This window comes from Acinetobacter johnsonii ANC 3681 (assembly GCF_000368805.1).
Lineage (GTDB): Bacteria > Pseudomonadota > Gammaproteobacteria > Pseudomonadales > Moraxellaceae > Acinetobacter > Acinetobacter johnsonii.
In genome coordinates this window covers 1,013,765-1,028,502 of the sequence record NZ_KB849705.1, presented here as the reverse complement: position 1 = coordinate 1,028,502, position 14,738 = coordinate 1,013,765, and the positions used below count along the sequence as shown (strand labels likewise).

Here is a 14,738-nt window from a genome sequence, read left to right as displayed (position 1 = left end):
AATAGCTCTAAAAAAGGGAGTCTGTAGACTCCCTTCAATATAGATAGTTTAATGCGCAAGGAAAGTTGCGGCTTCATCAATTAAATCAGCAACGGCTTTGGGTTGAGATGCGAGTGAAGCATGACTGGCATTTAAAGAAATGACTTTTTGAGCATTTAAGCGTGAAGACATCATGGCTTGGTTTTCAGGGTGAATCATGCGGTCTTCAGTTGAAATTTGGTACCAAGATGGTTTGTTTTTCCATGCTGGGTTTGAAATGGTATCGCCAAAAGTACTGGCAACAGGGGCTTTCTGGGTGATGCCCATGACCAGTCCTTCATCATTCGTTAAGTCCTGACAGAAGCTTTCATGGTATTTATCGGCTTTGACCCAAAGGTATCCGTCACTGTCGGGTTCTAAGTTGGGTGCGCCAACGGGTAAATGTTGCTGAGTAATGCCACCTGGACTTTCACCAGCATCGGGTGCAAAAGCTGCAATATAGACTAGACCCACAACATTGGGTTGATTACCCACTTCGGTAATGACCGCCCCCCCATAGGAGTGGCCAACTAAAAGTACATCTCCTTGTACTTGTGCAATCATTTTACGGGTTCGTTCAACATCATCAGCCAAAGAGGTGAGAGGTAGTTCAACGGCACGAAGGGCTTCGTAACCTCGGTGAGATAGGTCAGTAATGACTTTAGACCAATGGGCAGCGCCGCCCCAAAATCCATGTACTAAAATAATTGTTGGCTTCTTATTCATCTTCTTATCCCTAGAGTAAAAATATCATCTTATAGTTAAAAAAGTGGTCATGCTAGGTTGGGCTAATGATTATCGATGCAAGTTAATTTAACTAATTGTAAGTTAAAAAAATATAGATAAAAGACTGCAAAAAATGCCAATTACATTAAAAAGTGGGCATTTTGTGTGATTAATATTTTGTTTTTCTATTGGTTTTATTGATGAAGTGAAGTTTTTGGGTGAGGGGGTTTTTATAGGTGAAGCAGGTGTTTTAAAAGGCTACCCTGTCGCCAGAGTAACCTCAATAAATATCAGCTTGGATAGATATTCAAATCTTAGAAACGGTAGCCAATCCCTAAATAAGTCACAATTGGGTTAATTTCAATTTTACTTTCACCTTTAAGAATGCTATCACGCGGACTGTTCGGATTAAATAATTCAGTATTACCGATGACGTTTAACTCGGCTTTGGTGGAAAGATGGGCATAACTTACAGAGGCAGTAGCAAACCAGTCTTGATTAATATTGTAATCTAAACCAGCAATCACCACAGGTGCAAAAGCATCGTCAACCTTAATTTTTCCAAGCTCAGGTTTTAGTAACGCCAAGAGTGGATCGCTATTCAATTCAGCATTCACATTTGGATCTGCTTTAACATCACTAAAATGTGCATACATGACCCCAGCACCGACATATGGGCGAAATTTATTGCTGATTGCCCCAAAATGATATTTGGCTAAAAAGGTCGGGGTATAGGCATCTGTGGTCGCAATTTTATCAAATTTATCTAAATTAGCGGCGGTACGTTCTGTACCAAAAATAGGAATGGTAATACGTCCTTTTCCAGAAAGTTCCATTTCTGGTGGCGCACCTAAAACCAACTCTAGAGAAACATTATCATTCACAAAATAATCGAGCATCAAACCTGCGGTGTCGGCATCTTGTACTTCAAAACCAGCTTGAGGGGATGACGCAGGTGTATTTGGAATTAACGGTGTTTTCTCTGTCGTACTGCCATATACACCCTGTTTTTCACTTTGAGGCATTACATGTAACCAGCCTGCTGAAACGCCCCATGTTTTCCCGTCAGAGGTGGCAGCTTGCGCAGTTGGAATCGCGCAAATCAAGGCAATTGGTAAAGCAGTTTTTAAAGTTAAATTCATGATAATACATTCCTTTCTTAATTTTTTTTCTAAATTTCCTAAAATCCTATAGGAAATCTGTTTTAGATGTTATTTACTGTTTGGTATAAAATACATATCAAGATACAAAAAATAACATATTGATTTTAAAGCAGTGTTTTTGCTTTTTCTTACTTCTGTTTTTGGTTTTTATAAAGTATTTATCAATGATAATCATTTTTTGTGGTGTTCAGTTTTCAAAAAAAGCAGAGTTGAATTTCCATAATGTTATAAGATCAACAGGCTGCGTTGAAAGATTGATTTTGGGGAAAATTGATCTTTTATCAATAACTAAAGCAGCACGTTTCATTGTTTCAAATGAAGCTCGTTTTTAGGGTTTTAAAAATTGAATTTGGCGATGTTCCACTGGTCACTCATCTCAACGAGAAATGGGTGAGGTGAGGTACATGGCTGATTTTGGGTGGGGATAAATAGAGTGCATTTGCATGAAAAAAATTAGATATTTTTTAGTTTTAACTACAGTTTTGGGGATGAGTGCTTGCGGGGGCGGTGAAGGTGACCAGTCAACAACAGCAACGGTGAAAGATGTTCAAAATGAAGTGCCTGTAGCCGTAATTCAGTCAACGCAAGACAGCGCTATGGTTGGGGATAGTATACTTTTAGATGGTTCTGAAAGTACTGATGATAGTGCGACCACATTGAACTATCGTTGGGCGGTTATTAAAAAGCCAGAAAATAGCTTTCCCAGTCTGGGTGCCAGTACAGATAAAGTATTTCATTTTATTCCAGACCGTGCAGGAGATTATGAACTGAGTTTAATGGTGAATGATGGTCAACAAGACAGTCAAACCACCACGGTCAAACTACAAGTCTTCGCAAGAAATACAGAACAAGTTGTCAATCCATCTGATGTGATACCAGACCCAAAAAATGATGATGTATTGGTCGACAATACAGAAGAAAAGGGTAAGGTCATTTTTCGTGATGGCTTTGAGACGGGGACGGTTCGTGTCGATAAATACAGCAATGATCTGTCGACGTGGAATGCAATGGCTCTCCACTTTGAAAATCGTAGTTCAACAACGATAGTTAAAGATCCAGCTGGTATAGTGCAGAATGTTGCCAAATTTGTCGTGCCTGATGATGGTCAATGTTATCGCGCAGAAATACAACGAAAGCAATTTGGTTGGGGTCATTACAACTATTCTTTTTCTCATTATATTCCTTCAACATGGCCAGCCTTTCAGTATGGAACAATACTGGCGCAGTGGCATGGTTTTAACCTAAATGGAAAGGATTTGAATCCTCCAATAGCCTTGGTGCTTTCAGGTCTAAAACCTGAATGGCAGTTACATTTGTATGAGTTGAAGCCAATGACCTCACCATTGGCGGTTCCAGAAACGCTTTTGAAGCGTTATGTCTTAGATGTGCCCGTGGAATATAACCAGTGGAATGATTGGAATTTTGATATCCAATGGTCAGAACTTGATGCATATAATCAACTGATTCTTAGGAAAGTGGCGGTAAAACACAATGGAAAAAAGTAGCCAACATCAGTGGGGTCAATAATTACCATCAAAAGTGGTCGCCTTATTTCCAAATGGGTATTTACCGTTCAAGTTGGCGTGCAGGGGCACTGAAGAACCGTGTAATCGTGGGGTAGCCTGTAGAGGCGTACCATAAAAACGTGGTAATTAATGATCTCAACTAAGATTTTGAGTTTCATCTAAGTGGTTATTTCGTATCATTAAAAAACCGATGGCTCTCACTTGAAAACCATCGGTTTAACTTGGTATGACCTTAGATTATTACCACATTATTTTAAAATTAAAGGTTATTGCTCAAATCGACTTGAGTGTTCATCGGCTTATCTTGAGCATGCTTTCCCCAGTTAAACTTCTGTGCACAGATGCCCAATCCAACAATAAACAGAGCAAGTAAACTGGTGTAAGTCACTTCTTTGAAGTAGGTGCCTTCCACAAGCATGGTAATGAGCGCGCCAATGATAAATGCGATGGCAAGATAAGTGAGCCAAGGGAATAACCACATTTTAAAGTCAATCACTTGTCCTTCGGCTTCTAATTTCTTACGCATACGTAATTGTGAGAAGGCAATGGTCAGGTAGACATACAATGCTGCTGTACCTGTTGCTAACATAAAGATGTCATAGACATTCATACTTTCAGTTGCAGTAAGGTACGTTGCCACCAGGGCAAATAATGACGACACTAGAACGCCCATCCACGGACTACCATTACGGTTGATTGAACCGAAGCTTTTCGGTGCATCGCCACGTTTTGACAGTGAAAATAACATCCGTGAACAGGTATAAAGTGCCGAGTTAAAGCAGCTACATACCGAGGTCAGGACTACAAAGTTTACAATGTGTTTTGCTTCTGGAATGCCAAGTGCTGACAAAGTCACACTATAGGTTCCCCAAGTTGGATCTTTTAACAGTGGATTGTTATGTGGAATTAGGCATACGGTAATAAACATTGAACCGACATAGAACAACATAATCCGCCAAACCACAGAGTTAGATGCTTTACGGATTTCACGGGCAGGATTTTCTGATTCTGCCGCCGCAACCGTAACAATTTCAGCACCAATGTAGGCAAACATAACCCCAAGTAAGGCGGTGATCACTGCCGAGAAACCGTTCGGCATGAAGCCGTCTGCAGTTAAGTGCGTGATTCCTGAGGCAGTTGCTTGACCCCATGGCCATAAATGCATGATAGCCAAGCTACCAATTACTAAGAAAATCACAATCGCAATTACTTTGATGAGTGCAAACCAAAACTCAAATTCACCATAGTTTTTGACATTTTGTAAGTTAACCAAAACTAAGGACACAATTACGACCAACATGTAACCCCAGATCGGGATAAAGGGAAACCAACTGTTGAGAATTTTACCTGCGACATAGGCTTCCCAACCCATCAGCAAAGCCCAAGAACACCAATACAGCCAGCCAATGGTAAAACCAGCCCAACGCCCAATGGCACGATCTGCATAGGTTGAAAACGACCCACTATCTGGATTGAGAACAGCCATTTCACCTAGCATACGCATGATTAACAGAATGAGTAATCCACCAAACGCATAGGCCAAAACTGCAGCAGGGCCTGCCGAATAGATAACATTTCCTGAGCCGATGAACAGTGAACCACCAATGACACCCGCAATCGAGATCATGGTGAGATGACGCGACTTAAGTCCATTTTTTAAGCCTTGAGATGCATCCGGCACAGCGCTTTGTTTAGGTGCTTCCATATAATTTTCCTTAATCTTAAGGAGGTAGCTTCAAAAGGGGGCAAAGCCTTTTTCGGACTACTCATCCTTTAAAACTGTAACCGAATGATCAGAGGCTTTATCATTATTAAGGCAAAAATGAATAAATCTGATATTTCTGTCAAAGCGTGAAAAATCACACTTTGGCTACAAAACGGTTACATGTTGTTTATGTATGCACCTAATCTCTCTTTTTTGTTCTCAGTAAACGAGAGCCATTTTTTAGCATTTGGAAGGAGCCAATTGCAGCTAAAATGTGAAAAGCTGGGGAGCCAATGTTTACTCTCATCTCAATAATTTATAGAATGAAGCAGCAAAACTTAGCTTTGTAACTGCTGCTTTAGTCGCAAGTCGAATGGTTTTAAAAAAACTTAAGTATCTAATTTATAAAAATAATCAACTCAGCGTACGAACTCCTGCATTTCGCAGACATTTGAGTAACACACCAAAAGCCACCAATATTTCTTGTTCACGGACACAGGCAAAGCCCAATAGCAGTCCTTTCTGCCGTGTTGAATAATGCTTGGTATAGTATTGTGACAGCGCTCGAACTTTTACGCCTTGATCAAGTGCATTGCTGGCAATCAACACATCATCCATGTTGCTCGGCAGCTTTAAAATCAAATGTAAACCAGCAGCGGTATTGTATTCATGCAGGAAGTCTGCCCCAAGATGACGTGTAATCAGATCGATTAAAAAGGCGTGACGCTTGCTATAGAGTAAACGCATACGACGAATATGTGCTTCATAATGGCCCTCACGGATAAACTCTGCCAAGACTTTTTGATCCAGTAAATGCCCACCTCGATACAACTCCGATGCCACAATACGCAGTGGTGAAAACAACTTTTTAGGGACCACCAAATAGCCAATGCGCAACGCAGGGTAGATGGTCTTACTGAAGGTTCCCATATAAATGACCGGTGCATCAGGCTCCAAACCTTGCAAAGAAGGGAAGGGCTGACCCGAAAAGCGGAATTCACTGTCATAGTCATCTTCCACAATCCAACTTTTATGCTGGCGCGCGATGGCAATCAGTTGTTTACGACGTTCTAAACTTAAGTGAGAGCCTAAAGGGTACTGATGTGAAGGCGTCACAAAAATCAGTTTAGGCGGGGTTTTTGGGACTAGGTCAGGAATAATACCTTCTTGATCGACAGGCAAGGAGCGTAGATTCACGCCATTAATGCGTAAAATATTACGTGCCCCCCAATAAGCAGGATCTTCAATCCAGACCTCATCGCCTGGGTCACTTAAGGTCCGTGAAACCAAATCAATCGCCTGATGTGTCCCTTCGGTAATAATGATTTGGTCTGCATCGCATTGCACCGAACGCGCAATTTTGAGGTATTCCGCCAGTTCTTGGCGCAGCTCTAAACAACCGCCCGCATTGCTATAAATGAGACTGTTGATTTCGGGTTCACGGCTGAGGCGGGTCTGAATACGGCTAAAAATATGGTGCGGAAATTCTGTGACATCAGGTGCACCGGGCACAAACGCGCCCCATTGGTAAGGTGATGCAGCTGAATAGCCGATGAGATAGGAACCGCGTTGCGACAAATTATAATTCTGCTGGGTCTTTTTTTCTTGAGCTTGACTATTGGTATTTTCAGCTTTGACCAAAAAGGATTCAGGCAGTTTTTCAGCGACCCAAGTGCCTTGGCCTGTACGTGCTTCAACATAGCCTTGCGCTTGTAATTGTTCATATGCACTGAGTACAGTATTGCGTGAGACTTTAATTTCTTTGGCTAAGTCACGCGATGCAGGTAGGCGAGTTTTGGGTGCGAGTACACTGTCAATAATGGCGTTGCGTAAGCAGCGAAACAACCGCAATTGTAGGGTTCCGTCAATATCTTGCTGTAATCGTTGCAGTAAATAATCTCCAAGCAAGCTACGCAATTGGCTCTCTCCTACAATATTAAAATGGCTTTCGTGAGCGATTACCATAAATGCAAATTATCTCGTCAGGCAGCCGTTGTAAAGCATTTCGCTTGTAGACGTTGGGAGCAAATGCCCGCGACTAAGGGGCTGGAAATATACACAAGTCGCATCCAAAGCAAAAGTTTTTTTAGATGATTTACATAATCGAATACAACGGCTTGAAAATACAATTAGAAAAGCCTAAAGAAGGACATAAGTGGTTTCTAGGTTGGCATAGTCATTTGCTGAATTTTGGGCTTCTTTAGCATTTTGGGTGATTCGGTTGAATACCGTAATGGCTCTCTTGAATAAGTATGTCTTTTTTTAATGGATATTTTTTAAGTTATTAATTTTTATAAAATAAATATTTTATCTGGAAAATAACTATAAAGGGATAGGGTAAATTGGCTCCATCTGTCTGATGAAAAGTGGCTCTCGTCTAGTGCCAATAAAAGCGCAAAATGCAATAAACCCCACGTCCTTTGTATATCAGCAAAAAGCATGATCGGGACGCTGAAATTTTATAAATGTATGAATCAAGAATGAGGATACAAAATGGACAGTAAACACTCTGCACTGAACGCACGTAAACTAAAAGCGACTCCTCGTGGCGTTGGTGTCATGTGTCAATGGTATGCGGAGAAAGCAGAAAATTCCACCATTTGGGATGCTGAAGGGAATCAATATACTGACTTCGCGGGTGGTATTGCGGTACTGAACACAGGTCACCGTCATCCTAAAATTATTGCTGCTGTTACTGAACAATTGACTAAATTCACCCATACAGCGTACCAAGTTGTACCGTATGAAATTTATGTTTCTTTGGCTGAACGTATTAATGCACGTGCGCCAATTGCGGGTGAAGCGAAAACAACATTCTTCTCTACTGGTGCTGAAGCTGTAGAAAATGCAGTGAAAATCGCACGTTCTTACACAGGTCGTCACGGTATTGTGACTTTTGGTAACGGTTTCCACGGTCGTTCATTTATGACCATGGCAATGACGGGTAAAACTGCACCGTACAAACGTGACTTTGGTGTGATGCCTTCAGGTGTGTTCCATGCACGCTACCCAGTAGAGTCAAAAGGCATTACTGTCGATGCTGCGATTGAAAGCATTGAAGACATTTTTGCAGAAGATATTGCGGCACATGATGTAGCCGCTATTGTGCTTGAACCTGTTCAAGGTGAAGGCGGTTTCAATGTTGTTCCGGCTGAATTCTTAAAACGTTTACGTGCGCTGTGTGATCAACACGGTATTTTGATTATTGCAGATGAAGTACAGACAGGTTTTGCACGTACTGGTAAGTTATTTGCCATGGATCACTATGAAACCAAAGCCGATTTAATCACTATGGCGAAAAGTCTTGGCGGTGGTTTCCCAATCTCTGGTGTGGTTGGCCGTGCTGAAGTAATGGATGCACCAAACCCAGGTGGCCTAGGTGGTACTTATGCAGGTAACCCAGTGGCTGTGGCTTCTGCACATGCAGTACTGGACGTGATTGAAGAAGAAGGTCTTTGCGAACGTGCAAATGTATTGGGCGCAGAGTTGGTTGAGGTTCTGAATGAACTCAAACAGTCTTCGTCTACAGTCCAAGAAATTCGTGCGTTGGGTTCAATGGTCGCGATTGAGTTGGAAACGGCGGATCAAGCGAAAGCAATTCAAAACTATGCAATGCAAAATGGCTTGCTTATTTTGACCTGTGGTCGTTATGGTAATGTGATCCGTTTCTTATATCCTTTAACGATTCCTGCAGAACAATTCCGTGCTGGCTTAAACATTTTAAAACAAGGTTTTGCACTTTCTGCTGCAGCATAATTGAAGAGTAATGACTATGCTTCAAGCGCAATATAAAGATTTATTACAGCATCCAGATATTCGTTTTGATCAGCCTGAAAATGGTGGTTATATCGAAGTCAAAGATGCCGCAACACATGACACCTTGGCATGGGTGAAATCCCATGACCGCGCGTCAGTTGAGCAAGTGATCGCTCGCTCTCAAAAGGCACAAACTGCGTGGAAAGCGCAAACAGCTCTACAACGCGCTGATGTACTTTGGGCTTGGTTTGATTTGATGCAGGAAAATAAAGAGTCATTGGCTCAGATTTTGACTGCTGAACAAGGCAAGCCTTTAGCTGAAGCATGCGGTGAAATTGGCTATGCTGCTTCATTTATTCGTTGGTTTGCTGAACAAGCACGTCGTATCGATGGTGAAGTGTTGATGCCAACGGTTGCTACTCAGCGTTTGTTGGTGATCAAACAGGCGATTGGGGTGACGGCTGCGATTACGCCGTGGAACTTCCCAGCGGCGATGATCACACGTAAAGCAGCACCTGCAATTGCAGCAGGGTGCTCAATGATCGTGAAGCCTGCTGAGCAGACGCCTTTAACCGCTTATGCTTTAGAAGTATTAGCGCTACGTGCGGGTTTGCCACAAGACGTGTTATTACACATCAGCGGTGTCTCAAGCGAAGTGGGTAAAGCCTTGTGTGAAAGCGACACGGTGAAAAAGTTGAGCTTCACAGGTTCAACTCAAGTTGGTCGTATCTTGATGCAACAATGTGCGCCAACCATCAAAAAACTGTCTTTAGAGTTGGGTGGTAATGCTCCTGTACTTGTGTTTGATGATGCCAATCTTGAGCAAGCGGTACAAGGTATTATGGCCAGCAAGTTCCGCAATAGCGGACAGACCTGTGTATGTGCCAACCGTATTTATGTACAAGACGGTATTTACGATGCTTTGGTTGAAAAACTGGCAGTTGCTGTAGCGAACTTAAAAGTGGGTGATGGCCGAGTTGAGACTTCAACCCAAGGGCCGCTGATCGATGAAGCTGCGATTGAAAAAGTACAGTCGCATATCGCCGATGCCATCAGTAAAGGTGCGCAGGTTAAAACCGGTGGTCAACGCTCAAGCCTAGGTGGAACTTTCTTTGAACCGACACTTTTAACCGAAGTGACGCAAGAGATGAAAGTCGCGAAAGAAGAAACCTTTGGTCCATTAGCACCGTTGTTCCGTTTTAAAACGGAAGAAGAAGCAGTGCAAATGGCCAATGACACCGAGTTTGGTCTGGCAACTTACTTGTTTACCCAAAACACAGCACGTCAGTGGCGTGTTGGTGAAGCGCTTGAGTACGGTATGGTCGGCATCAACACAGGTGCGATTTCAAACGAAGTGGCTCCATTTGGTGGTGTGAAGCAGTCAGGCTTAGGTCGTGAAGGCTCTAAATTTGGTATCGACGAATATCTTGAAATGAAATATATGTGTGTGGACTTATCTGTTTAAATTAGTCCAGTAACCAGCAGTTAAAAAATCAGCCTTGCCCATTCAAGGCTGATTTTTTATGGGTGTATATTGGGGAAGAGTCGATCTATTTTAAAATATTGCAAGGTCTAATATTGGTCTGACCCTGAAACTTATAGTTATGTGAGATAATATTGGATCAACCCAATAAGATCACTTTTTTGATTTATGAAAGATATTTAATCTAATTAATTCATTTTATTTTAGAAATTTTCCCACAACTTGAGATCAACATATTTGTAAAACGTGGATATGTATCTCCCTTCAAACTTGCCACATTCCAAAATAATCCATATTTTTGTACAATTTCTGGTTTATAGAAACTTATGCTACCAAACAATTGCATAACATAAACACTATCCCTATATTTACCATCTATTCTATCTGGGTTTAAAGCAAATATTTCACTATAATCTAATTTGATCTGTTCCGCTGTTTTTTTTTGAGTACTCCTATTAGTTTGTCCTGTCATCTCTTCAATCATTTCATTATCACAACAAAATTTATAAATTGAATAGTATGACATTGTATAGCTTTTTTCTTTTTCCTTTACAATACTTGATAATGGATATATCAATACATTATCCCCCCCCTTCACACTAATAATTATCGAATACCTTGTGCTAAGGCTTTTTAAATATTCAACATCAACTGTATTATCATTTTTCCACAACGCTCGCAGGCTATTTTTAGACTTACTATAATCATTACAATTTTTATTATTTTCTAAACATGATCGTCTACTAATATATTCAGATACTGTTCCTGCAGCAATTATCCCAAAATTTTCTTCAAATGATTTATTAATATTGGATTTTTTCATTAAATTAATAATCTTTTCTTTATCACTTAAGTCATATTCAGAAATAAAAACTCTAGAATAATATTCTCCTTCCGTATCTTTAATCCATTTTTCTAAAGCTTGAACAACTATATCTGCTTTCAAATTTTCCAATTTTTCTTCTTCTGAAAGATATTTTCCTTCTGCTGTACAGTAACCACGTCTCTCATTATATGCCTCATATTGCCAAAGAAAAATTCTTACAACTAAATAACCCATTAATAATAAAGCCACCAAAAGAGCTGTTTTATATGATAATTTCATTAAAAATCCTTTTTAAATTCAGCAATTTACGTGGTCTCACTTTATCGACTTTAAACTTTATAGGTAGAAAGTAAAATGCTGGTTTCAGTATTGTAAATACCTGAAATATTGCGAATTCTCTCTAAAATTCGATCAAAATTCTCTAAGCTGTCAGATTTCAATTCTACTAACAGATCCCACTTGCCATTGGTGCTATGCAAGGTATGCACGGCAGGGTCGATTCGGAGCTCTTTGACCACCGCACTGGTCTTGGTGCCTTCGACCATAATATTCATCCATGCACGGATACTATTTTTCTCAGTCCCCGGTTTAATCCGCACCGTATAGCCTGTAATGACGCCACTGGTTTCCAAATATTCAATACGCTTTTGTACCGTATTTCGAGAGATACGAAGCTTGTTGGCAATCTCGGTAATCGAGATACGTGCATTGTCTTGCAGTAAGCCGAGGATTTGACTGTCCGTATCATTCATTTTGATTTTTCCTGTTATCAATTTGATGAAATTTATTTCATTTTAATCAAAATTACAACTTTTTCGGCGCAGTTTGATTTTTCATACTATGCATATTGAGCAGTATTCACATGAACGTTACATCGAGCTGAGGCGATGTGTTCTGCGGGTGATGTCTCATATCTATTTAATGGATTTGATTCACCAAATTTTCAAAGGGAAACATCATGTCTTTGTCATATGAAATGGACAATAGTGGCGCTTGGCAGACCTATCTTGCACAGATTAACCGTGTTGCGCCATATCTGGAAGACGACTTAATTCCATTCATCGATACTTTAAAGCGTCCTAAGCGCGCTTTGATTGTTGATGTACCAATCGTGATGGACGATGGTTCGATCCAGCACTTCGAAGGTTATCGTGTACAGCACAATTTGTCGCGTGGACCGGGTAAAGGTGGTATTCGTTATCATCCAGACGTAGAACTCAATGAAGTCATGGCACTCTCAGCGTGGATGACGATTAAAACTGCGGTATTAAACTTACCGTATGGCGGCGCTAAAGGTGGTGTTCGTGTAGACCCTCGCAAATTGTCTCCACGTGAACTTGAACGCCTGACACGCCGTTTTACTAGCGAAATTAGCCTAGTGATTGGCCCACAGGTCGATATTCCAGCTCCAGATGTAGGCACCAATGCAGACATTATGGGTTGGATGATGGATACCTATTCAAGTATCAAAGGTCATACCGTAACAGGTGTTGTGACAGGTAAGCCTGTGCACTTGGGTGGCTCTTTAGGCCGTGTGCGTGCAACAGGTCGTGGCGTATTTGTTACTGGTTTAGAAGTTGCTAAGAAAATCAATCTTGCACTTGAAGGCAGCCGTGTAGCGATCCAAGGTTTCGGTAACGTGGGTAGCGAAGCGGGTTACTTATTCCATAAAGCCAATGCGAAAGTGGTGTGTGTACAAGACCATACAGGCACGATCTTTAATGCTGAAGGCATGGACGTTAAGCAGTTACAAGACTACGTTGCGATTCATAAAGGTGTAGCAGGCTTCCCAGATGCGACTTTAATTGAAGACGAAGCGTTCTGGTCGGTTGAAATGGATATTTTAATTCCAGCGGCTTTAGAAGGTCAGATTACGCCTGAACGTGCGCAAAAATTGACTGCAAAATTAGTCTTGGAAGGTGCGAACGGTCCAACGTATCCAGACGCTGAAGACATTCTGTTAGAACGTCAAATCACGATTGTACCTGACGTACTGTGTAACGCAGGCGGTGTAACCGTGAGTTACTTCGAATGGGTTCAAGACATGGCGAGCTACTTCTGGACAGAAGAAGAAATTAACCAACGTTTAGACAAACTCATGATGTCAGCAGTTGAAGACGTTTGGTTTACTGCAAGTGAAAAGCAGTGCAGCCTCCGCACAGCGGCATATATCTTGGCGTGTAAACGTATCTTAAAAGCACGTAAAGAACGAGGAATTTTCCCAGGTTAAGAGGAAGTTCCGTGCCCTTCGGGGCACACCACATTATTAGAAAGAACAACATCAGATTTATTAAGGACGAACAAACCATGAACCAGAATAGTCAACCAAATCGCCAAGATTTTAATCAGTACATGGTGCCAGTTTTTGCACCCGCTCAGTTTATTCCTGTGCGTGGCGAAGGTTCTCGTTTATGGGATCAGCAAGGTAAGGAATATATCGATTTTGCAGGTGGTATTGCGGTCAATGCGCTTGGACATGCTCACCCTGTGGCGGTTAAAGCTTTGGTCGAACAAGGTCAAAAGCTTTGGCACATTGGCAATGGTTATACCAATGAGCCTGTACTTGAGCTTGCAAAACAATTAGTTGATAACACCTTTGCAGATAAAGTGTTCTTCTGTAACTCTGGTGCAGAAGCCAATGAAGCGGCTTTGAAACTTGCGCGCAAAGTGGGCCTACTTTCAGGCTCTGCACGCAAAAATAAAATTATTGCATTTAAAAATGCTTTCCACGGTCGTACTTTATTTACTGTTACGGCAGGTGGTCAACCGAAATATTCACAAGATTTTGCACCACTTCCAGAAGGTATCCACCATTTACCATTCAATGATTTAGACGCAGTACGTGAAGCGATTGATGCAGACACGTGTGCGGTGATTGTTGAGCCGATTCAAGGTGAAGGTGGTGTAATTACGGCAAGTCCTGAATTTTTAAAAGGCTTACGTGAGCTGTGTGACCAACATGGTGCGGTACTGATTTTTGATGAAGTGCAAACAGGTGTCGGTCGTACAGGTGCTTTATATGCATATATGAATACTGATGTGATCCCAGACATTTTAACTACAGCCAAAGCACTAGGCGGTGGGTTCCCAATTGGTGCCATGATCACAACAGATAAGTTTGCCAACATGTTTGTGGTGGGTGACCATGGTACGACTTATGGTGGTAACCCATTGGCGTCTGCTGTAGCCAATGCCGTATTTGGTTTGATCAATACCCCAGAAGTGTTGAATGGTGTACGCACACGTGCGCAAATTTTTGCCGACGGTTTAAACCAGTTAAATGCACGATATGGCCTATTTGAAGAAGTCCGTGGTCAAGGTTTATTAATCGGCTGTGTACTGAAAGCTGAATATGCAGGCAAAGCCAAAGACATCGTGACTTTAGCGGGCGAAGAAGGCTTATTGGCGCTGGTTGCAGGTCCAAATGTCGTTCGTTTCACGCCATCATTAATTATTCCAGAAGCAGATATCGAAGCAGGTTTACAACGCTTTGAACGTGCGCTCGCGCGCTTTGTTGGCGCGTGATAGGCCACTG

11 protein-coding genes are annotated in these 14,738 nt (G+C 41.6%); 5 read left to right on the top strand and 6 right to left on the bottom strand.

Annotation, left to right across the window (positions count from 1 at the left end; genetic code table 11):
• Positions 1-48: 48 nt before the first annotated feature.
• Positions 49-744, bottom strand: coding sequence for an alpha/beta hydrolase (locus F946_RS09105; protein ID WP_004981456.1), 696 nt, complete (start codon positions 742-744; stop codon positions 49-51).
• Between the two features lie 314 nt (positions 745-1,058).
• Complete coding sequence (locus F946_RS09100) at positions 1,059-1,886, bottom strand: OmpW/AlkL family protein (RefSeq protein ID WP_004981454.1); 828 nt, start codon at positions 1,884-1,886, stop codon at positions 1,059-1,061.
• Positions 1,887-2,350: 464 nt separating this feature from the next.
• Here F946_RS09100 and F946_RS09095 point away from each other — a divergent pair, with 464 nt between their 5' ends.
• Positions 2,351-3,412 carry a heparin lyase I family protein gene (locus F946_RS09095; RefSeq protein ID WP_004981450.1) on the top strand — a complete coding sequence of 354 codons (1,062 nt, stop codon included), beginning with the start codon at positions 2,351-2,353 and terminating at the stop codon, positions 3,410-3,412.
• A 280-nt stretch (positions 3,413-3,692) separates the two neighbouring features.
• Here the strand turns inward: F946_RS09095 and F946_RS09090 are convergent, their stop codons facing one another.
• Both F946_RS09090 and pdxR read right to left on the bottom strand, forming a co-directional pair.
• Positions 3,693-5,138: an amino acid permease gene (locus tag F946_RS09090; protein ID WP_004981447.1), complete on the bottom strand. Its 1,446-nt coding sequence runs from the start codon at positions 5,136-5,138 to the stop codon at positions 3,693-3,695.
• A 414-nt stretch (positions 5,139-5,552) separates the two neighbouring features.
• Entirely contained in the window at positions 5,553-7,055 is a 1,503-nt protein-coding gene (gene pdxR / locus F946_RS09085; protein ID WP_004981445.1) for a MocR-like pyridoxine biosynthesis transcription factor PdxR, read from the bottom strand.
• A gap of 576 nt (positions 7,056-7,631) precedes the next feature.
• Here pdxR and gabT point away from each other — a divergent pair.
• A complete protein-coding gene (gabT, locus tag F946_RS09080) occupies positions 7,632-8,894 on the top strand; it encodes a 4-aminobutyrate--2-oxoglutarate transaminase (RefSeq protein WP_004981443.1) in 1,263 nt (420 codons plus the stop codon).
• A gap of 16 nt (positions 8,895-8,910) precedes the next feature.
• The gene (locus F946_RS09075; protein ID WP_004981439.1) at positions 8,911-10,359 is read left to right on the top strand and encodes an NAD-dependent succinate-semialdehyde dehydrogenase; all 1,449 of its coding nucleotides are present in this window, start codon (positions 8,911-8,913) and stop codon (positions 10,357-10,359) included.
• A 211-nt stretch (positions 10,360-10,570) separates the two neighbouring features.
• Here the strand turns inward: F946_RS09075 and F946_RS09070 are convergent, their stop codons facing one another.
• Together F946_RS09070 and F946_RS09065 are read right to left on the bottom strand one after the other, a co-directional pair.
• Positions 10,571-11,482, bottom strand: coding sequence for a hypothetical protein (locus F946_RS09070; RefSeq protein ID WP_004981438.1), 912 nt, complete (start codon positions 11,480-11,482; stop codon positions 10,571-10,573).
• A 50-nt stretch (positions 11,483-11,532) separates the two neighbouring features.
• Positions 11,533-11,955 (bottom strand): Lrp/AsnC family transcriptional regulator, encoded by a 423-nt coding sequence (locus tag F946_RS09065; RefSeq protein ID WP_004981435.1) that lies wholly within the window; start codon positions 11,953-11,955, stop codon positions 11,533-11,535.
• Between the two features lie 203 nt (positions 11,956-12,158).
• Here F946_RS09065 and F946_RS09060 point away from each other — a divergent pair, with 203 nt between their 5' ends.
• Positions 12,159-13,433 (top strand): Glu/Leu/Phe/Val family dehydrogenase, encoded by a 1,275-nt coding sequence (locus F946_RS09060; RefSeq protein ID WP_171065411.1) that lies wholly within the window; start codon positions 12,159-12,161, stop codon positions 13,431-13,433.
• A gap of 77 nt (positions 13,434-13,510) precedes the next feature.
• Complete coding sequence (locus tag F946_RS09055) at positions 13,511-14,728, top strand: aspartate aminotransferase family protein (protein WP_004981428.1); 1,218 nt, start codon at positions 13,511-13,513, stop codon at positions 14,726-14,728.
• Positions 14,729-14,738: the final 10 nt, after the last annotated feature.

What these genes read in the sequence shown, in the direction of transcription:
- F946_RS09105 (WP_004981456.1), bottom strand. Translation starts at nt 744, where the DNA reads ATGAATAAGAAGCCAACAATTATTTTAGTACATGGATTTTGGGGCGGC.
- F946_RS09100 (WP_004981454.1), bottom strand. Translation starts at nt 1,886, where the DNA reads ATGAATTTAACTTTAAAAACTGCTTTACCAATTGCCTTGATTTGCGCG.
- F946_RS09095 (WP_004981450.1), top strand. Translation starts at nt 2,351, where the DNA reads ATGAAAAAAATTAGATATTTTTTAGTTTTAACTACAGTTTTGGGGATG.
- F946_RS09090 (WP_004981447.1), bottom strand. Translation starts at nt 5,138, where the DNA reads ATGGAAGCACCTAAACAAAGCGCTGTGCCGGATGCATCTCAAGGCTTA.
- gabT (WP_004981443.1), top strand. Translation starts at nt 7,632, where the DNA reads ATGGACAGTAAACACTCTGCACTGAACGCACGTAAACTAAAAGCGACT.
- F946_RS09075 (WP_004981439.1), top strand. Translation starts at nt 8,911, where the DNA reads ATGCTTCAAGCGCAATATAAAGATTTATTACAGCATCCAGATATTCGT.
- F946_RS09070 (WP_004981438.1), bottom strand. Translation starts at nt 11,482, where the DNA reads ATGAAATTATCATATAAAACAGCTCTTTTGGTGGCTTTATTATTAATG.
- F946_RS09065 (WP_004981435.1), bottom strand. Translation starts at nt 11,955, where the DNA reads ATGAATGATACGGACAGTCAAATCCTCGGCTTACTGCAAGACAATGCA.
- F946_RS09055 (WP_004981428.1), top strand. Translation starts at nt 13,511, where the DNA reads ATGAACCAGAATAGTCAACCAAATCGCCAAGATTTTAATCAGTACATG.